Genomic DNA, 19,701 nt, shown 5'->3' with positions numbered 1-19,701 from the left:
CCCATGACGTGATCGGTTGTCCCCGCGCCTCTTGCTATATTTAGACGAAAGCGCAAGTGCGTTCTGCGGGTGTTGCGGCATCCCGCGGATTTTGCCCACCCTGAATGCCGATCGGGGTGTCAGACCACATGGGCCGTGGCGGTGCAACCGCAACAGCGTCGCATCGCCGGCATTCCCGGGCGTTATGCCGGGTCCGATTCGAGGGCGGGCGCCTGTTCCGAATGGTCGTCCAAGCATCAGGGAGGTTCGTGCCGGCCCGTGATCGAGCGTCTCGAATTCATCCTCGCCCTGGCGCGGGAGCGCCATTTCGGCCGGGCGGCGCAGGTCTGCAACGTCTCTCAGCAGACCCTGTCGGCCGGCGTGAAGCAGCTCGAAGAACGCCTCGGGGTGATGCTGGTCCAGCGCGGCTCCCGGTTCCAGGGCTTCACCCCGGAGGGCGAGCGCGTGCTCGAATGGGCGCGCCGCATCGTCGGCGACGCCCGCGCCATGCGGGAGGAGGTGGCGAGCCTGAGGCGCGGCCTGTCCGGGACCCTGCGCCTCGCCGCGATTCCCACGGCGACGCCCATCGTGGCGGCCCTGACCACGCCGTTCCGGATGCGCCACCCGGAGGTGCGCTTCTCCGTGCAGTCCACCACGTCGGGCGAGATCGGCCGCCTCATCGCCGACCTCGAGATCGATGCCGGCATCACCTACCTGGAGAACGAGCCCCTGGGCCGGCTCACCGCCGTGCCGCTCTACCGCGAGCGCTACCGGCTGCTCACGGCGGTGGACGGCGTCTTCGGTGCCCGTGACTCCGTGACCTGGGAAGAGGTGGCCCGCATCCCCCTCTGCCTGCTGACACCCGACATGCAGAACCGCCGGATCATCGACCGGCATCTGACCAATGTCGGCCGCGTCTCGGCGCCGCTCCTCGAATCGAACTCGATGATCGTCCTGCTGACCCATGTCCGGACGGCGAAGTGGGCGAGCATCATGCCGGCGGTGCTCGCCGACAGCTTCCGCCTCAGCGAGCGGGTGCGGGCCGTGCCCATCGTCGAACCCGACGTCAGCCACCTCATCGGCCTCGTCGTGCCGGAGCGCGAGCCGATGACGCCGCTCTGCGCCGCCCTCATCGTCGAGGCCCGGGCCGCCGCGCCCACCATCGCGCAGGATATTGCCTCCCTGTGAGGTTTGCCGGCTCGGCGAACTGCGCGATCGCTATGAGTTTTTGCGTTGCACAATCCAGATGTGACAAAAATCTGTTGTCGACCAACGGAAAGGCGCGATTGATTCACGGTCGGTGATATACCACCTTGGAACCAGAACAAGATAAGCCGGGTGGAACAATGCTGCCGAACGAGCCCTGGAGCGAGCCCCGCGCCGCCGGGATCATCGCCGATCATCTCCATCTGGAAGGGGCGACCCTTCCGATCCTGCACGCGCTTCAGGAGACGTTCGGCTACGTCGACGAGGGGGCCGTGCCGCTCATGGCCGACGCGCTGAACCTGTCGCGCGCCGAGATCCACGGCTGCATCACCTTCTACCACGATTTCCGCCGGGCTCCGTCGGGCAAGCATCAGGTGAAGCTGTGCCGGGCCGAGGCCTGCCAGGCCATGGGTTCGGACAAGCTCCACGCCGACATCCTCGCCCGCCTCGGCATCGACTGGCACGGCACGACGCCGGACGGCCAGGTGACCGTCGAGCCGGTCTACTGCCTCGGCCTCTGCGCCAACGGCCCGGGCGCCCTCGTCGACGACGAGCCCCTGGCCCGGCTCACCGCCGACTCCCTGGAATCGGCCCTGGCCGAGGTGAAGTCATGAGCGTCACCCTCTACGTCCCCCGCGACGCCGTCGCCCTCGGGCTCGGCGCCAACCGCGTCGCCCGTGCCCTGTTCGCCGGCGCCGAGCGCCGGGGCCTCGACGTCATCATCGTCCGCACCGGCTCGCGCGGGATGCTGTGGCTGGAGCCCATGGTCGAGGTCGGCACGGCCGAAGGCCGCATCGCCTACGGCCCCGTCACCCTCTCCGACGTCGATGCCCTGCTGGATGCCGGTCTCGTCGCGGGCGGCGAGCACCCGCTCCGCCTCGGCGACCCCGAAAAGATTCCCTACCTCGCCCGCCAGCATCGCCTGACCTTCCAGCGCTGCGGCGTCGTCGATCCGGTCTCCGTCGCGGATTATAGGGCGCATGGCGGCTACAAGGGTCTGGACGCCGCCCTGAAGCTCGATGCCGCCGGCATCGTCGCCGAGGTCCGCGAGTCCGGCCTGCGCGGGCGCGGCGGCGCCGGCTTCCCGGCCGGCATCAAGTGGAACACGGTGATGCTCGCCGCGTCGGACCAGAAATACGTGGTCTGCAACGCCGACGAGGGCGATTCCGGCACCTTCGCCGATCGCATGATGATGGAGGGCGACCCCTTCAACCTCATCGAGGGCATGACCATCGCGGGCATCGCGACGGGCGCGACGCGCGGCTACATCTACCTGCGCTCCGAGTATCCGCAGGCGTTTGCGACGCTCAAGGAAGCGATCGCGAACGGGGTGAAGGCCGGGTACCTCGGCGACAACGTCATGAACTCCGGAAAAGCCTTCCACCTGGAAGTCCGCCTCGGCGCCGGCGCCTATATCTGCGGCGAGGAGACCTCCCTCCTGGAGAGCCTGGAAGGCCGCCGCGGCATCGTCCGGGCCAAGCCGCCGATCCCGGCCCTCAAGGGCTTCCTCGGCAAGCCGACCCTGGTCAACAACGTGATGACCTTCACGGCCGTGCCCTACATCCTGGAGCACGGCGCCAAGGCCTATGCCGAGTACGGCATGGGCCGGTCCCTCGGCACCCTCGCGATCCAGCTCGCCGGCAACATCAAGCACGGCGGCCTCATCGAGTACGCCTTCGGCATTACGCTCCGCGAGATCATCGAGGATTTCGGCGGCGGCACCCAGAGCGGCCGTCCGGTCCGGGCGGTGCAGGTCGGCGGCCCCCTCGGGGCCTACTTTCCCGACCACCTCCTCGATACGCCCCTCGATTACGAGGCGATGGCGGCCAAGAAAGGCCTCGTCGGCCACGGCGGCATCGTGGTGTTCGACGACACCGTCGACATGGCGAAACAGGCCCGCTTCGCCTTCGAGTTCTGCGCCGTCGAATCCTGCGGCAAGTGCACCCCCTGCCGCATCGGCGCGACGCGCGGCGTCGAGACCATGGACAAGGTCATCGCCGGCACCGACACCCAGCGCAATCTCGCTGTCATCTCAGACCTTTGCGACGTCATGACCGACGGGTCGCTCTGCGCCATGGGCGGGCTCACGCCGATGCCCGTCATGAGCGCGATCACCCATTTCCCCGAGGATTTCGAGCGTGGCGGACAGATGTCCGTCGCCGCCGAGTAAGGAGGCGCGACCCATGGCCCTCATCAAAGAGATCGATTACGGCACCCCGATCCGGGTGTCCGAGCAGACCGTGACGCTCACCATCGACGGCATGCACGTCACCGTGCCGGCCGGCACCTCCGTCATGGCCGCCGCCATGCACGCCGGCACGCAGATCCCCAAGCTCTGCGCCACGGATTCCCTGGAAGCCTTCGGCTCCTGCCGCCTCTGCCTCGTCGAGATCGAGGGCCGTCGCGGCACCCCCGCCTCCTGCACCACACCGGCCGAGAACGGCATGGTGGTCTCGACCCAGACGGACAAGCTCGCCAAGCTCCGCAAGGGCGTGATGGAGCTCTACATCTCCGATCACCCCCTCGACTGCCTGACCTGCGCCGCCAACGGCGATTGCGAGTTGCAGGACATGGCCGGCGCGGTGGGCCTGCGCGACGTGCGCTACGGCTACGACGGCGCCAATCACGTCAAGCCGTCCTCGGACCAGTACCTGCCGAAGGACACCTCGAACCCGTACTTCACCTACGATCCGTCGAAGTGCATCGTCTGCAACCGCTGCGTCCGCGCCTGCGAAGAGGTACAGGGCACCTTCGCGCTGACCATCGAGGGCCGCGGCTTCGACAGCCGCGTCGCCGCCGGCCCGACGAACTTCATGGAATCCGAGTGCGTGTCCTGCGGCGCCTGCGTCCAGGCCTGCCCGACGGCGACGCTCCAGGAGAAGTCGATCATCGAGCACGGCCAGCCCGATCATTCCGAGATCACCACCTGCGCCTATTGCGGCGTCGGCTGCTCGTTCAAGGCCGAGATGCAGGGCACCCGCGTGGTGCGGATGGTCCCCTACAAGGGCGGCAAGGCCAATGAGGGCCACAGCTGCGTCAAGGGCCGCTTTGCCTACGGCTACGCCACCCACAAGGACCGCATCACCAAGCCGATGATCCGCGACAAGATCACGGACCCCTGGCAGGAAGTGTCGTGGGAGGTCGCCATCGACCGCGCGGCCTCCGAGTTCAAGCGCATCCAGAAGACCTACGGCAAGGATTCCGTCGGCGGCATCACCTCGTCGCGCTGCACCAACGAGGAAGCCTACCTCGTCCAGAAGCTCGTCCGCGCCGCCTTCGGCAACAACAACGTCGACACCTGCGCCCGGGTCTGCCACTCGCCGACCGGCTACGGTCTGATGTCGACGCTCGGCACCTCGGCCGGCACGCAGGACTTCGCCTCGGTGGCGCATTCCGACGTGATCCTCGTCATCGGCGCCAACCCCACCGACGGCCACCCCGTGTTCGGCTCGCGGATGAAGAAGCGCCTGCGCGAGGGCGCCAAGCTCATCGTCGCCGACCCGCGCAAGATCGATCTGGTGAAGTCGCCCCACGTCCAGGCCGACTTCCACCTGCCCCTGAAGCCCGGCTCCAACGTCGCCTTCATCAATTCGATGGCGCACGTGATCGTCACCGAGGGGCTCATCGACGAGGCCTATGTCCGCGAGCGCTGCGACCTCGGCGACTTCGAGGCCTGGGCCCGGTTCGTCGCCGACGAGCGCCATTCCCCAGAGGCGCAGGCGATCTACACCGGCATCGACCCGGCCGAACTCCGGGGCGCCGCCCGCCTCTACGCCACGGGCGGCGCGGCCGGCATCTACTACGGCCTCGGCGTCACCGAGCACAGCCAGGGTTCGACCATGGTCATGGGCATGGCCAACATCGCCATGGCCACCGGCAACATCGGCATGCTCGGCGCAGGCGTGAATCCGCTCCGCGGCCAGAACAACGTCCAGGGCTCGTGCGACATGGGCTCGTTCCCGCACGAGCTGCCGGGCTACCGCCACGTCTCGGACGACGCCACCCGCGAGACCTTCGAGTCGCTCTGGGGCGTCTCCCTCGACAGCCATCCGGGCCTGCGCATCACCAACATGCTGGATGAAGCCGTCGATGGCGCCTTCAAGGGCATGTACATCCAGGGCGAGGACATCGCCCAGTCCGATCCCGACACCCACCACGTCACCGCCGGTCTCATGGCGATGGAGTGCATCGTCATTCAGGACATCTTCCTGAACGAGACGGCGAAATACGCCCACGTCTTCCTGCCGGGCGCCTCGTTCCTCGAGAAGGACGGCACCTTCACCAATGCCGAGCGCCGCATCTCCCGCGTCCGTAAGGTGATGCCGCCCCTGTCGGGCGTCGGCGACTGGGAGGGCACGATGCTGCTCTCCAACGCGCTCGGCTACCCGATGAACTACAGCCACCCGTCCGAGATCATGGACGAGATCGCCTCACTGACTCCGAGCTTCAAGGGCGTGAGCTTCGCCAAGATCGACGAGCTCGGCTCGATCCAGTGGCCGTGCAACGACGCGGCGCCGCGTGGCACCCCGATGATGCACGTCGACCGCTTCGTCCGCGGCCTCGGCAAGTTCATGATCACCGAGTACGTGGCCACCGAGGAGCGCACGGGTCCGCGCTTCCCGCTCATCCTCACCACCGGCCGCATCCTGTCGCAGTACAATGTCGGCGCGCAGACCCGCCGCACGGAGAACTCGCGCTGGCACGAGGAGGACGTGCTGGAGATCCACCCGTTCGACGCGGAGGTGCGCGGCGTCGTCGACGGCGATCTCGTGGCCCTGGAAAGCCGCTCCGGCGACATCGCCCTCAAGGCCGTGGTCTCCGAGCGCATGCAGCCCGGCGTGGTCTACACCACCTTCCACCACGCCAAGACCGGCGCCAACGTCATCACCACGGATTACTCGGACTGGGCGACCAACTGCCCCGAGTACAAGGTGACGGCGGTGCAGGTCCGGCGCACCAACCGGCCTTCCGATTGGCAGGCGAAGTTCTATGAGGAGGACTTCTCCCTGACCCGTATCGCGACCCAGTTGAATGCTGCCGAGTAGCCAGGCCCTGAACCAGGACGACGCGCCGGCCGAGGCGGCCCGGCGCGTCCCGACCCTCGTCGTCGCCTACGACGACCCCGTTGCCCGGCCGGACGAGCGCGACCTCGCCGTCGAGATGCCGGTCAACCTCGTCTACGGCAGCGTGCCCTACGCGGTGATGATGTGCACGCCGGCCGACCTCGTGGACTTCGCCTACGGGTTCAGCCTCACGGAAGGGATCGTCGCCTCGGCCGACGAGATCCGGGGCGTGACGGTGGAGGATGGCGAGGGCGGCCTGCGCCTCCTCGTCGACCTCGCGCCGGGGCGCCTGCGCGAGCACCTCGCCCGCAAGCGCGCCATCTCGGGCCGCACCGGCTGCGGCGTCTGCGGGATCGACGATCTCGCCGCCCTGCCCATGGCCGAGACGCGGCCCGACGGCGCGGTCACCGTCGCCATCGCCGCCGTCGAGCGCGCGTTGGCGGCGCTGGGCGACGCCCAGGTGCTCAACCGCCGGACCCGCGCGGTCCATGCCGCCGCCTGGGCCAACCTCGACGGGTCCCTGGTCGCCGTGCGCGAGGATGTCGGGCGCCACAACGGCCTCGACAAGCTCATCGGTGCCCTGATCCGTCAGGGCGTCGATCCGGCCACGGGGTTCGTGGTCATCACCAGCCGGTGCTCGTTCGAGATGGTCGAGAAGGCAGCAAACCTCGGCGCTTCCATGGTCGTGGCGATCTCGGCCCCGACCTCGCTCGCCATCGACCGGGCGCGGCTGCACGGCCTCACCCTCTGCGCCATCGCCCGGTCCGACACCCTGACGGTCTTCACCGGTCGCGAGCGCTTGATCCTCGCCCCGGCTCCCTGACCGCGCCTCCCTCACTCACGCGAGCGTCCCCATGAGCGCCCTGACATCCGACCAGAAACTCGTTCGCATGGCGAACCAGATCACCACGTTCTTCCGGTCGTATCCGGACGAGGAAGCGGTGGCCGGCATCCACAAGCACATCGTGGCGTTCTGGACGCCGAAGATGCGTCGTTCCCTCGAAGCATTCGGCCCTACGGAGGGCAGCGGCCTCGATCCCCTCGCCCTTAAGGCGATCTCCGAGACGCCCGAGGGCGAGAGCCCCGTGCGGGCCGGCACCCGCGATCCCGCCCTGCAGGGGGCCGGCGCGAGCGACGCGGGCTGAGGTTTTTTAAGCGGGCCGGGTCGGGCGGAGGCTGATTCTCATCCCCTGAGAATCAATCCTTGGCGGGCTCCGCCTGGGGCGTCGCACCGGGCACGACGGTGGCGCCGCCGATCACCCGGACCGGCCGCTTCTGGTCGGCGGGCGGGTCTTTCCAGTCCTTCGACGCCTTCGCCTCGCGGGGCGGCGGGGCCGGAGGGGACGCGTTCGTCGCCGGTGTCACGGGCTTCGGCGCGTCGAGGGCGGCGGCCGGCTTCGCCTCGGGCACGGCCGGCGGGGTCTCCGACAGGCGCGGCGCCTGCGGGCTCACCCGGGGCGCCGCCGGCTTCGTCGCCGGGGCGAGGCGAACCACCTTGGCCGGCGCGTCGGATGCGGGGCGGGCGTCGGGATTGAGGCCCATGGGATTGCGGTCGGGCACCTCGGCCCGTACCGGCGGCGGCGCGGCCGGGGCCATACGCCGCCCGACACCCGGGCCATCGCCCGGCGGCGCGATCCGCGCGGCCTCGCGAATCGGGCGGCGCGGGACCGGCTCCTCTTCCGTCCAGCCGTATCCGGGCGCCGGCCGGGCGACCCGCACGGGCGGCGGCCCGGCATCGAGGCGCTGGCGGCGCAGGATGGCCCCGTCGCGGGCATCGACGAACACCCGGACCCGCTCGCCGTAGGGGTCGTCGGCCTCGACCACGTAGGCGCGGCCGTCGAACTCGGGCCGCGTGACGGCCCGGAAGCCCCGGTCGTTCAGGCGCCAGACCACGGCGCGGGGCGGCATCAGCATCTCGCGGTCGTCGAAGAATTGCGCCGAGGCGAGTCCCGATCCGAGGACGGACAGGGCGAGGCCGCCCACCAGGGCGGCGAGGCTCGGCGACGCGGCGCGCGGACGTGACCTGCACCGCCGATTCTCGCCACGTGCGTTCATGGGGCCTCGTGCGTTCATGGGGCCTCGTGTCAGATCGCTGAAGGCCGGAGGCCCGCTGTTGGCGCGGGTCCTCCGGCGGGTCTCCGCAAGGGCCTCGCCCCGCATGCCGCTTGTGCCCGGCAACCCTGTGTTAACCGGGGGATTGGGGCGGGATTGCGAGGTCTTCGGGGCGGGACTCTGTCGAACCGTTTCGGCACTTCGATGGCCCTGCGGCAACGATGCGCGCCCGCAGGCGTTCCTGCGCGCGCAAAAGGCGGCCGTTGACGCGGAACGGCTCTTGCTGGAGCGTTTAAAATCTGTCACTTTCCATCGTTAGGACAGTAAGACTGTCCCATTTCCGGCAGGGTGCCTGTCCGGTTGGCCGAGGATCTCCGCGGGTGACGTTTCCGGCGAACAAACGAGATTCCAAGACGATCGCCACCGTGGCGATTCGGGCCCGCACGGCTTGAGACCAGGCCGGCGTCGCGCCCGCGGGTCGCGGGCGCTTCCTCACCGAAGTCCCGCTGACGACAAAACCCGCCGAGAGCCGACGCTGTCGAGAGATGCACCCGAGGGCCGCTGGGCGCTCGGGCACGAAACATGCTCGCGAGCGAGCACGTCGGAGGCGAGGGATGGTGAGCGTGGTCGCATCTGCTGAGTTCGGGGCGCTTCAGGCGTCGATTCCCGCCACCCGTGACGGCGATGCGCCGCTGATCGTGCGCGATCACGCCCTGCCGAAGGCGCAGGGGCTGTACGACCCGGCCCGCGAGGGCGACGCCTGCGGCGTCGGCTTCGTCGCCGACATGCACGATCGCCGGACCCACGCCATCGTCGCGCAGGGCCTGCAGATCCTGAAGAACCTCGACCATCGCGGCGCCGTCGGGGCCGATCCGAAGATGGGCGACGGCTGCGGCATCCTCACCCAGATCCCGCACGCCTTCTTCCAGGCGGAGTGCGAGGGACTCGGCATCACCCTGCCGGAGCCGGGCCATTACGGCATCGGCCAGTTCTTCATGCCGAAGGACGTGGAGGCCCGCCGGCTCATCGAGGAGATCGTCGAGAAGGCCCTGGTGGACGAGGGCCTGCCGCTGCTCGGCTGGCGCGACGTGCCCGTGGACCCGAGCGATCTGGGCGTGATGGTCAAGGAGACCGAGCCCCACCACCGCCAGCTGTTCATCGGCCGCCCGGCCTCCATCGCCGACGAGGACGCCTTCGAGCGCCGCCTCTTCACCGTGCGCAAGGTGATCTCCAACAAGGTCTACGGCCTCAAGGACCCGCGCGCGGACATCTACTATCCCGTCTCGCTCTCCACCCGGACCATCGTCTACAAGGGCATGGTGCTGGTGACCCAGCTCGGCGACTACTATCGCGACCTGCTGGACGAGCGTTACGTCTCGGGCCTCGCCCTCGTGCACCAGCGCTTCGCCACCAACACCTTCCCGACTTGGCGCCTGTCGCACCCCTACCGGATGGTCGCGCATAACGGCGAGATCAACACCCTGCGGGGCAACGTCAACTGGATGGCCGCGCGCCAGGCCAGCGTCGATTCCGAACTGTTCGGCAACGACATCTCGAAGCTGTGGCCGATCTCCTACGAGGGTCAGTCCGACACGGCCTGCTTCGACAACGCCCTCGAATTCCTCGTGCAGGGCGGCTACTCGCTCGCCCACGCCATGATGATGCTCATCCCCGAGGCCTGGGCGGGCAATCCGCTCATGAACGAGGAGCGCAAGGCGTTCTACGAGTACCACGCCGCCCTGATGGAGCCGTGGGACGGCCCGGCGGCCGTGTGCTTCACCGACGGCCGCCAGATCGGCGCGACCCTCGACCGCAACGGCCTGCGTCCCGCGCGCTACCTCGTCACCGACGACGGCCTCGTGGTGCTCGCCTCCGAGATGGGCGTGCTGCCGATCCCCGACGAGAAGATCGTCGAGTCCTGGCGCCTGCAGCCGGGCCGGATGCTGCTCATCGACCTGGAGAAGGGCCGCATCGTCTCCGACGAGGAGATCAAGAGCGAGCTCGCGGCCGCGCACCCCTACGCCGAATGGGTCAAGAACACCCAGATCGTGCTGGAGGACCTGAAGCCCGTCATCCCGCGCGCCTCGCGCTCGGACGTGTCGCTCCTCGATCGCCAGCAGGCCTTCGGCTACAGCCAGGAAGACCTCAAGCTGCTCATGGCGCCCATGGCCGTGACCGGCCAGGAGGCGGTGGGCTCCATGGGCACCGACACGCCGCTCTCGGCCCTCTCGGACAAGCCGAAGTCGCTCTACTCCTACTTCAAGCAGAACTTCGCGCAGGTCACCAACCCGCCCATCGATCCGATCCGCGAGGAGGCCGTCATGAGCCTCGTCTCGTTCATCGGCCCGCGCCCGAACCTGCTCGACATGGAGGGGGCTTCCCGCAAGAAGCGCCTCGAGGTTCGCCAGCCGATCCTCACCAACGGCGACCTCGAGAAGATCCGCTCGATCTCGCACTTCGAGGACCGCTTCGACACCAAGACCCTCGACATGACCTTCCCGGCCGAGACCGGCGCGGCCGCCATGGAGGGCGCCGTCGACCGCCTGTGCGACCGGGCCGAGGTCGCCGTGCGCGGCGGCTACAACATCATCATCCTGTCGGATCGCGGCGTCGGTCCGGATCGCATCGCGATCCCGGCCCTGCTGGCGACGGCCGCCGTCCACAACTACCTCATCCGCAAGGGGCTTCGCACCTCCGTGGGTCTCGTGGTCGAATCGGGCGAGCCGCGCGAGGTCCATCACTTCGCGTGTCTGGCCGGCTACGGCGCCGAGGCCATCAACCCCTACCTCGCCTTCGAGACGCTGATCGCGATGAAGGACGAGTTCCCGCCGGACCTGACCCCCGACGAGATCGTCTACCGCTACATCAAGTCCATCGATAAGGGCCTGCTCAAGGTCATGTCCAAGATGGGCATCTCGACCTACCAGTCCTATTGCGGCGCACAGATCTTCGACGCCATCGGGCTGAACTCGGCCTTCGTCGCGCGGGACTTCTTCGGCACCGCCACCACCATCGAGGGCATCGGCATGGCCGAGGTCGCCGAGGAGACGGCGCGCCGGCACACGGATGCGTTCGGCGATGCACCGGTCTACCGCACGGCCCTCGACGTCGGCGGCGAGTACGCCTACCGCCTGCGCGGCGAGAGCCACACCTGGACGCCGGATTCCGTGGCGACGCTCCAGCACGCCGTCCGCCTCGGCCTGCCCGAGCGCTACCGTGAATACGCCCGCCTCGTGAACGAGCAGGAGAGCCACCTCAAGACCATCCGCGGCCTGTTCCGAATCAAGCAGGCGGCCGAACTCGGCCGCGCGCCCGTCGCCATCGACGCCGTCGAGCCGGCCGTCGACATCGTCAAGCGCTTCGCCACGGGCGCCATGTCCTACGGCTCCATCTCGAAGGAGGCGCACGAGACCCTGGCCATCGCCGTCAACTCCTTCGGCGGCCGCTCGAACTCCGGCGAGGGCGGCGAGGAGGTCGAGCGCTTCAAGCCCATGGCCGACGGGCGCTCGCGCCGCTCGGCCATCAAGCAGGTGGCGTCGGGCCGCTTCGGCGTGACGACGGAATACCTCGTCAACGCCGACATGATGCAGATCAAGGTCTCGCAGGGCGCCAAGCCCGGCGAGGGCGGCCAGCTGCCCGGCCACAAGGTCGACGCCAAGATCGCCAAGGTCCGCTACGCCACCCCCGGCGTCGGCCTGATCTCGCCGCCGCCGCACCACGACATCTACTCCATCGAGGATCTCGCCCAGCTCATCTTCGACCTGAAGAACGTCAATCCCGATGCCGACGTGTCGGTCAAGCTGGTTTCGGAAGTCGGCGTCGGCACCGTGGCGACGGGCGTGGCCAAGGCGCGGGCCGACCACATCACCATCTCGGGCTTCGATGGCGGCACGGGCGCGGCGCCGCTCACCTCCATCAAGCACGCGGGCGGTCCGTGGGAGACCGGGCTCGCCGAGACCCAGCAGACCCTGGTGCTCAGCCACCTGCGCGGCCGCGTGGTGCTCCAGGCCGATGGCGGCATCCGCACGGGCCGCGACGTCCTCGTGGCGGCTCTGCTCGGGGCCGACCAGTTCGGCTTCTCCACGGCGCCGCTCATCGCCGCCGGCTGCATCATGATGCGCAAGTGCCACCTCAACACCTGTCCGGTGGGCGTGGCGACGCAGGACCCCGTGCTGCGCAAGCGCTTCAAGGGCACGCCCGAGCACGTCGTCAACTACTTCTTCTTCGTGGCCGAGGAGCTGCGCGAACTGATGGCGGCCATGGGCTACACCAAGCTCGAGGATCTCATCGGCCGGGCCGACTTCCTCGACACCCTGGAGGTGATCGCGCACTGGAAGGCCAAGGGCCTCGACTTCTCCAAGCTGTTCCACCGCCCCGACGTGCCGGCGCACGTGGCCATCCGGCACACGGAGAAGCAGAAGCACCCCATCGACGACGTGCTCGACCGGCGCCTCATCGCCGGCGCCCGGGCGGCGCTGGAGGGCGGCGAGGCCGTGGTGGTCGACGAGGTCATCAAGAACTCCGACCGCACCGCCGGCGCCATGCTGTCGGGCGCCGTGGCCAAGCTCTACGGCCACGAGGGGCTGCCCGACGACACCATCCGGGTGAACCTGTCGGGCACCGCCGGCCAGAGTTTCGGCGCTTGGCTCGCGGCGGGCGTCACCGTGACCCTGACGGGCCACGCCAACGACTATGTCGGCAAGGGCCTGTCGGGCGGCAAGCTCATCATCCGCCCGTCCGACGCCCTCCGGGCGCCGCCGTCGCACACCATCATGGCCGGCAACACCGTCCTGTACGGCGCCATCGCGGGCGAGTGCTACATCCGCGGCTCGGCCGGCGAGCGCTTCGCCGTCCGCAACTCCGGCGCCATCGCGGTGGTCGAGGGCATGGGCGACCATGGCTGCGAGTACATGACCGGCGGCGTCGTCGTCTCCATCGGCGAGACCGGGCGCAACTTCGCGGCCGGCATGTCCGGCGGCATCGCCTACGTCCTCGACGCCGACGGCTCGTTCGCCGCCCGCTGCAACCTCTCCATGGTCGATCTCGAGCCCGTCGAGGAGGAGGACGACCTCATGCGTCGCTTCCACCAGGACGGCGACCTCGAGACCAAGGGCCGCGTCGACATCCTCGCCGACATGTCGGGCCACGACGAGGAGCGCCTGTCCCAGCTCATCACCAATCACCTGAAGTACACGGGCTCCCCGCGTGCCAAGGCGATCCTGGAGGACTGGGCCGGCTACCGCACCAAGTTCGTCAAGGTCATGCCGGTGGAGTACCGTCGTGCCCTGCGCGAGATGGAGATGGCGCGGATGCCGGTGGCGGCGGAGTAGGCGTTTCCGCCTTTGCCAGCGCGCGCTTTCCCGGATGCGGATCACGTTTGATCCGGGAAAGCGCGACCGGACGCTGGCAGAACGCGGTCTCGATTTTGCCCGGTGCGGCGAGGTTTTCCTCGGACCGCATGCCACCAAAGTTGACGATAGGACGCCGTATGGGGAACGGCGCTACATCACGGTAGGATGCCTCGATGATCGAATGGTCGTCGTGGTCTGGACGGAACGGCACGGGACACGGCGTATCATCAGCTTGAGGAAAGCCAATGAGCGAGAGCAAGCGCGCTACGGTGGCTCACTCCCATGAGCCGCTGGCACCCGACGACATCGGGTGGGACCCGGACGATGCGCCGGAACTCGACGGTGAGTGGTTCGAACAGGCAGACCATCATATCGGAGAACGCCTCGTTCGACGGGGCAAACGGCTTGGGGTGACCGAGGAAGTTATTCTTCCTCGGGAGATCACCGAACCGTTCCGGGCAGGCGGTGCCGACTGGCAGATCAGGATCGAATCCGCATTGAAGGAATGGATGGCCGAACATCCTGAGCGGATTTGACGAAGGTGGCGACGCAAGGACACGCGAACGGATGGAATGTGGCGATCCGGTGTTACGCGAAGGCATGACGATCGTGATCGAGCGTCCTTGTCGGCCTGCGGCACCCGCGACGCTCCTCGCCGTCCTGTCGAGCCTTGGAGCGCTTGATGAGACGTGGCCCGTGATCGAGGACTCGTTGCCGGAGCCCTACGTCTGGCAGGAGCCAGACCGGGCGAGACCATAGCGAGCGCGCTCGCGGGAAAAGAATCGGTCTCCGCTTCGTGCGGAGCGCTTGGGGTGAGTGGGGCATAAGGTCATGGGCAAGGTCACGGGTTTTCTCGAATTCGACCGGCAGGAGCAGAAGTATCAGCTCGCGGCCGACCGCGTGCGGCATTTCCGCGAGTTCACGCTGCCGCTGGACGAGCATGACCTGAAGAAGCAGGCGGCGCGCTGCATGGATTGCGGCATCCCGTTCTGCCACGGCGACACCGGCTGCCCGGTCCACAACCAGATCCCCGACTGGAACGAGCTCGTCTTCCAGTCGGACTGGGAGGAGGCGGCGCGCAACCTGCACTCCACCAACAATTTTCCCGAGTTCACCGGCCGGATCTGCCCTGCGCCGTGCGAGGAGGCGTGCACGCTGAACCTCGAGAACCAGCCGGTGGCCATCAAGACCATCGAGCAGGCCATCGCGGATCGGGCCTGGAACAACGGCTGGGTGAAGCCCGAGCCGGCGTCGCACCGCACCGGCAAGAAGGTGGCGGTCATCGGCTCCGGTCCGGCCGGCATGGCGGCGGCGCAGCAGCTCGCCCGCGTAGGCCACGAGGTCCACGTCTTCGAGCGCGAGCCCAAGGCCGGCGGCCTGCTGCGCTACGGCATCCCCGACTTCAAGATGGAGAAGCGCCACATCGACCGGCGCGTGAAGCAGATGGAGGCCGAGGGCGTCCGCTTCCACTACGGCGTCAATGTCGGGGTGACGAAGTCCCTGGACGAACTCACCGCCGAGCACGACGCCGTGCTGTTTTCCGGCGGCGCCGAGGACCCGCGCAACCCGCAACTGCCGGGGCAGGACCTCGTCGGCGTGCACTACGCCATGCCGTTCCTGGTCCAGTCGAACCGCCGGGTCGGCGCCGAGCCGATGCCGGGCAACGGCGAGCTGCCGATCCTCGCCACGGCCAAGAACGTCGTCGTCATCGGCGGCGGCGACACGGCGTCCGACTGCGTCGGCACCTCGTTCCGCCAGGGCGCCCTGTCGGTGACCCAGCTCGACATCCGCCCGCGTCCGCCGGAGCGCGAGGACAAGCTCTCGGTCTGGCCGTACTGGCCGACGAAGATGCGGACCTCGTCGAGCCAGGCCGAGGGCGCCGAGCGCGAGTTCCAGGCGGCGACCCTGCGTCTCGAGGGCAAGAAGGGCAAGCTCACGGGCGTGGTCTGCACCCGCGTCGACGAGAAGCGCCAGCCCGTCCCCGGCGGCGAGTTCGTGCTGCCGGCCGACCTCGTCTTCCTCGCCATCGGCTTCGCCGGCTCCGTCCGCAAGGGCCTGCTGGAGGAATCCGGCGTGACCATGGACAAGCGCGGCAACGTCACCGCCAACACCGTCGATTACCGGACCTCGAACGAGAAGATCTACGTCGCCGGCGACATGCGCCGGGGCCAGTCCCTCGTGGTCTGGGCGATCCGCGAGGGCCGGCAGGCGGCCCGTTCCATCGACGAGGCGCTCATGGGCGCGAGCGTCCTACCGCGGTAGCGATCACGGGCGTCCGCCGGACCCCCGTGATCGATGCCGCCGGGGTCAGCCCGGCGGCCAGCGGAAATCGTCGGCCCGGCCGGGCTGGGTGACGGGCGCGGCGCCCCTCAGGAGCGCCCGCTCGACGTTGCCCGAGGGATCGGCGTCGCGGGGGCGCCCGCTCATGAGCGCGCCGCCGGGGGCGATCTCGGCCCGCCCCAGCGGCACCACCGGTCCGGCCGCCGGCTTGACCGGCAGGGCCGGGATGCCGGGCGGTTCGGGCAGGCTCGGCAGCATGGCGGTGATCTGGCGGTCGATGGCGGCGGCGTCGTCGAGGCGCGGCGCCTCGCCGTCCACGGGGGCGGTGGCCACGGCCGCCGCCGGGGGCACCGCCGTCGAACCCGTCCCCATCATCCGCTTCAGTTCGACATCGGCGAAATGCGCGAGCTTGCGCGCGCCGGCCTTGGTGAAGTGCACGCCGTCGCCGGCCCTGAGCTTCGCCTCCTGGCCGTCGAGGTCCGGCCCCGTCGCGGCGTAGCGGTTGCGGTCGTCGACGAAGCCCGGCCAGATATCGACGTAGGTCTGGCCCGCCTTGGCGACGCGCTCGCGGGCGATGTCGTTGATCTCGGCGAGATCCTTGGTGAGGGACTCGCTGCGCATGGGCGGCACGCCGACCCAGACCAGGGGGATCTTCTGATCCACGAAGACCTTCACCAGGGCCTCGACGCGCTCGCCGTAGAGCTGGCGCCAGCGCTCGCTCAGGGGCTCGACGGTCTGATCGCCGTCCCGGATCGGCTGGCGGTCGTTGGCACCGACCATGACCAGGGCGTAGGCGACCTTCGGGGTGGTCTTGAGGTAGTCCTCGGCGGCCTTGGGCCAATCGACCAGGTCCCTGCGCACGAGGCCGCTGTCGGCGCGCGAGCGGTCGATCACCCCGACGGTGGTGTTCTCCTCGAACACGTCGCCGAGGCCGGCACCGAGCGAGGCGGCCAGGGAATCGCCGAAGACCGCGATCCGGGTGGTGGGCTCGGCCTTCGGAACCACGGGTCTCGGCTGGGCGACGACGGGGGCCGGGCGCGGCTTGCGCCGGACCGCGCGGGGATCGTCGGCATAGGCCGGCGTGCGCGGCCGGGGCGTCGGCCGCAACGTCGGCGTCGGCGCCGGCTGGGCCTGCTGCGGCCGGTCCTCCCACGGCCAGTAGAACTGACGGGGCGCCTCCTGCGGCGCGGGCGCGTAGCGCCGGGCGGCCTGGCGGGCGCCGGCATTGCCGTCGTCGCGATAGTACTCCCGGGTCCGGCGCCGGGGGGCGTCGTATCCCCCCCGCGGGGCGTCGTAGGAATCACCCCACTGCGCCGCGGCGGGGGGCGCCGCGCCGAGGACGAGGACGAGGCCGGCGAGGACGGACCAGGCCGCGCGCGGTGTCGGCACCATCATGGGGAGCCTCGCATGGAGAGCCTTGTTCGAGGGCCGGACGGGCCGGACTGTCCGCATCCTAGTCCATGCCGGGGCGCGGGTCTAAGGGCCGCCGCTCGTCGCCTCACGACCGTCCCTTGAGATGCGCCAGGAGGGCCGGGGTCGCGTAGCCGTCCGCCGGCAGGCCCTGCTCGATCTGGTAGCGGCGCACGGCCTCCCGCAGCTTCGGTCCGGCCCGGCCATCGGCCTCGCCGGCATAGAGCCTGCGGCCGGCGAGACCCGTCTGCAGGGCCTGGAGGCCGGTTTTGTCGAGGCGTTCGGCGGCGCTCGGCCAGGGGGCGGCCAGGGGCGGTCCACCGGCGAGGCGGTCGGCGAGGTGACCGACGGCGAGGGCGTAGGAATCGGACGTGTTGTAGGCGCGGACCACCTCGAAATTGTCGGTGATGAGGAAGGCGGGCCCGCCGAGCCCCCCGGGCAGGAACAGGCTCGCGTTGCCCGAGGCGGGCAGGGACGCCCCGTCCGTCCGCCGCACGCCCCGGCGGGCGAAGTCCGACAGGTCGGCCCGGTACGCGGTCAGGTCGAAGTCCGGGGGCAGGGTCACGGCATAGCCCCAGGACAGAGCGGGGTTCCAGCCGAGCGCCTTGAGATAGCTCGCGATGGAGGCCAGGGCATCTGCCTGCGAGCCCCAGATGTCGCGGTGGCCGTCCCCGTCGAAATCGACGGCATGGGCGAGGAAGCTCGAGGGCAGGAACTGCACCTGTCCCATCGCCCCGGCCCATGAGCCCTTCATGCCGGATGGTGCGATGTCGCCGCGTTCCAGGATCGTCAGGGCCGCCAGGAGTTCGTCCCGGAACAGGGTGCCGCGAAAACCGGCCTGCGCCAGGGTCGCGAGGGCCCGGACCGTCGGCACCGTGCCGGCGCTGACGCCGAAATCGGATTCGACCCCCCAGAACGCCAGGACGATCCAGCGCGGCACGCCGAAGCGCACCTCGATGGCCGCGAGGGTCGTGGCGAGGCGTGCCGCCTGCGCCTGTCCCCGGGCGATGCGGCCGGGGGAGACCGCACCGACGAGATACTCCCAGACCGGCCGGGCGAACTCGCCCTGGCGCTTCGTGCGCGCCAGGACATCGGGATCGGCCGTGGTCACGCCGGCGAAGGCCGCCGCGAAGGTCGCGTCGGAGACGCCCCGGGACTGCGCATCGGGGCGCAGCGCGTCGATGAAGGGACGCAGGCCCGCGGCGGCCGGGGCCTTCGGTCCGGGTGCGGGTTGAGCCCGTCCGGCGCCGGGGACGCCGGCGAGGACGAGGGCGGAGACGAGGGTCCGGACGAGGCGCGCGGTCCGAACCCTCACGTGCGGTTGCGCTTCGTCAGGGCATCTTCCCAGGCCAGCGCCTGGGCGACGATGCCGTCGAGGTCGGCGTGGCGCGGGGTCCAGCCGAGACCCCGGATGCGGTCGGCCCGGGCGACGATCTGCGCCGGGTCGCCGGCCCGGCGCGGACACAGCCGGACCTCGAAGTCCCGGCCCGAGACGCGCTTGACCACCTCGATCACCTCGAGGACGGAGTAGCCCTGGCCGTAGCCGCAATTCATCGTCAGGCTCTCGCCGCCCGAGCGCAGGTGGTCCAGGGCCACGCGGTGCGCCTCGGCCAGGTCGGAGACCTGGATGTAGTCGCGCAGGCACGAGCCGTCCGGGGTCGGGTAGTCGGTCCCGTAGACGTCGAGATGGCTGCGGTGGCCCAGGGCCGCCTGGGTCGCGACCTTGATGAGGTGGGTGGCGTTGGGGGTCGATTGCCCGGTGCGGCCGCGCGGGTCGGCGCCGGCCACGTTGAAGTAGCGCAGGATCACGTAGGTGAAGCCGTGTGCCCGGGCGGCGTCGGCGATCATCCACTCGCTCATGAGCTTCGAGCGGCCGTAGGGGTTGATGGGGGAGGGCAGCAGGTCTTCGGGTACGGGGACGACGTCCGGCTCGCCGTAGACCGCCGCCGTTGACGAGAAGATCACGTGCTTCACGCCCTCGCGCACCGCCGTCTCGAGGAGGACGCGGGTCTTCACCGTGTTGGCGAGGTAGTAGCCCAGGGGGTCGGCCACGGAATCCGGCACCACGATGCGCGCGGCGAAGTGGGCCAGGGCGTCGACACCGTGCTCACGGATGACGCGGGCGACCAGGGCCTGGTCGGCGACATCGCCGATGACCAGGGTCACCTCGGGCGGCAGGGCCCAGTCGAAGCCAGTCGAGAGATCGTCGAGGACCACGATGCTGTCATGCCCCGCATCGAGCAGGGCGAGCACCATGTGGCTGCCGATATAGCCCGCTCCACCCGTCACCAGAACAGCCATGACCATCACCTCCCGGAGCTTACGGTATCGATATATCGCAAAACCCGCTCATGGGTTAT

14 protein-coding genes are annotated in these 19,701 nt (G+C 69.5%); 10 read left to right on the top strand and 4 right to left on the bottom strand.

Translation table 11 applies throughout. The features are described from left to right. The first annotated feature begins 258 nt into the window (after positions 1 to 258). The 6 genes from ASF28_RS01665 (at position 259) to ASF28_RS01640 (ending at position 7,393) form a co-directional block, all read left to right on the top strand. A complete protein-coding gene (locus ASF28_RS01665; RefSeq protein WP_056086804.1) occupies positions 259 to 1,167 on the top strand; it encodes a LysR family transcriptional regulator in 909 nt (302 codons plus the stop codon). Positions 1,168 to 1,325: 158 nt separating this feature from the next. Further along, the gene (locus ASF28_RS01660) at positions 1,326 to 1,799 is read left to right on the top strand and encodes a formate dehydrogenase subunit gamma (RefSeq protein WP_056086801.1); all 474 of its coding nucleotides are present in this window, start codon (positions 1,326 to 1,328) and stop codon (positions 1,797 to 1,799) included. Further along, positions 1,796 to 3,355 (top strand): formate dehydrogenase beta subunit, encoded by a 1,560-nt coding sequence (locus ASF28_RS01655; protein ID WP_056086799.1) that lies wholly within the window; start codon positions 1,796 to 1,798, stop codon positions 3,353 to 3,355. The genes ASF28_RS01660 and ASF28_RS01655 overlap by 4 nt, the downstream gene beginning before the upstream one ends. A 13-nt stretch (positions 3,356 to 3,368) precedes the next feature. Further along, positions 3,369 to 6,230, top strand: a complete 2,862-nt coding sequence (gene fdhF / locus ASF28_RS01650; RefSeq protein WP_056086795.1) for a formate dehydrogenase subunit alpha — start codon at positions 3,369 to 3,371, stop codon at positions 6,228 to 6,230. Continuing rightward, entirely contained in the window at positions 6,217 to 7,071 is an 855-nt protein-coding gene (gene fdhD, locus ASF28_RS01645; protein WP_056086791.1) for a formate dehydrogenase accessory sulfurtransferase FdhD, read from the top strand. Before fdhF ends, fdhD begins: the two co-directional genes overlap by 14 nt. Before the next feature lie 31 nt (positions 7,072 to 7,102). Then, positions 7,103 to 7,393, top strand: coding sequence for a formate dehydrogenase subunit delta (locus ASF28_RS01640; protein ID WP_056086788.1), 291 nt, complete (start codon positions 7,103 to 7,105; stop codon positions 7,391 to 7,393). Between the two features lie 52 nt (positions 7,394 to 7,445). Here the strand turns inward: ASF28_RS01640 and ASF28_RS01635 are convergent, their stop codons facing one another. Continuing rightward, entirely contained in the window at positions 7,446 to 8,303 is an 858-nt protein-coding gene (locus ASF28_RS01635; RefSeq protein WP_056086785.1) for a hypothetical protein, read from the bottom strand. A 611-nt stretch (positions 8,304 to 8,914) separates the two neighbouring features. Between ASF28_RS01635 and gltB the strand changes: the two genes are divergently transcribed. The 4 genes from gltB to ASF28_RS01620 all read left to right on the top strand — a co-directional run bounded on the left by gltB (position 8,915) and on the right by ASF28_RS01620 (position 15,913). Beyond that, positions 8,915 to 13,630: a glutamate synthase large subunit gene (gltB, locus tag ASF28_RS01630; protein WP_056086782.1), complete on the top strand. Its 4,716-nt coding sequence runs from the start codon at positions 8,915 to 8,917 to the stop codon at positions 13,628 to 13,630. Positions 13,631 to 13,664: 34 nt separating this feature from the next. Continuing rightward, the gene (locus tag ASF28_RS21320; RefSeq protein ID WP_082475941.1) at positions 13,665 to 13,937 is read left to right on the top strand and encodes a BrnT family toxin; all 273 of its coding nucleotides are present in this window, start codon (positions 13,665 to 13,667) and stop codon (positions 13,935 to 13,937) included. Further along, positions 13,897 to 14,187 (top strand): BrnA antitoxin family protein, encoded by a 291-nt coding sequence (locus tag ASF28_RS01625; RefSeq protein WP_056086781.1) that lies wholly within the window; start codon positions 13,897 to 13,899, stop codon positions 14,185 to 14,187. Before ASF28_RS21320 ends, ASF28_RS01625 begins: the two co-directional genes overlap by 41 nt. A 295-nt stretch (positions 14,188 to 14,482) precedes the next feature. Continuing rightward, positions 14,483 to 15,913 (top strand): glutamate synthase subunit beta, encoded by a 1,431-nt coding sequence (locus ASF28_RS01620; protein WP_056086776.1) that lies wholly within the window; start codon positions 14,483 to 14,485, stop codon positions 15,911 to 15,913. Positions 15,914 to 15,958: 45 nt separating this feature from the next. On the opposite strand, the gene ASF28_RS01615 is transcribed toward ASF28_RS01620, so the two are convergent. The 3 genes from ASF28_RS01615 to galE form a co-directional block, all read right to left on the bottom strand. Beyond that, complete coding sequence (locus ASF28_RS01615) at positions 15,959 to 17,326, bottom strand: SGNH/GDSL hydrolase family protein (protein ID WP_082475940.1); 1,368 nt, start codon at positions 17,324 to 17,326, stop codon at positions 15,959 to 15,961. Between the two features lie 103 nt (positions 17,327 to 17,429). Then, complete coding sequence (locus ASF28_RS01610) at positions 17,430 to 18,656, bottom strand: lytic murein transglycosylase (RefSeq protein ID WP_056086774.1); 1,227 nt, start codon at positions 18,654 to 18,656, stop codon at positions 17,430 to 17,432. Next, positions 18,653 to 19,642 carry a UDP-glucose 4-epimerase GalE gene (gene galE, locus ASF28_RS01605; RefSeq protein ID WP_056091034.1) on the bottom strand — a complete coding sequence of 330 codons (990 nt, stop codon included), beginning with the start codon at positions 19,640 to 19,642 and terminating at the stop codon, positions 18,653 to 18,655. The genes ASF28_RS01610 and galE overlap by 4 nt, the downstream gene beginning before the upstream one ends. Positions 19,643 to 19,701 lie beyond the last annotated feature (59 nt).

The sequence above is a fragment of the Methylobacterium sp. Leaf99 genome (assembly GCF_001422375.1).
In the GTDB taxonomy this organism is placed as follows: Bacteria; Pseudomonadota; Alphaproteobacteria; order Rhizobiales; family Beijerinckiaceae; genus Methylobacterium.
The sequence above is the reverse complement of the archived record's forward strand: the minus strand, read 5'-3'. Positions and strand labels throughout refer to the sequence as shown.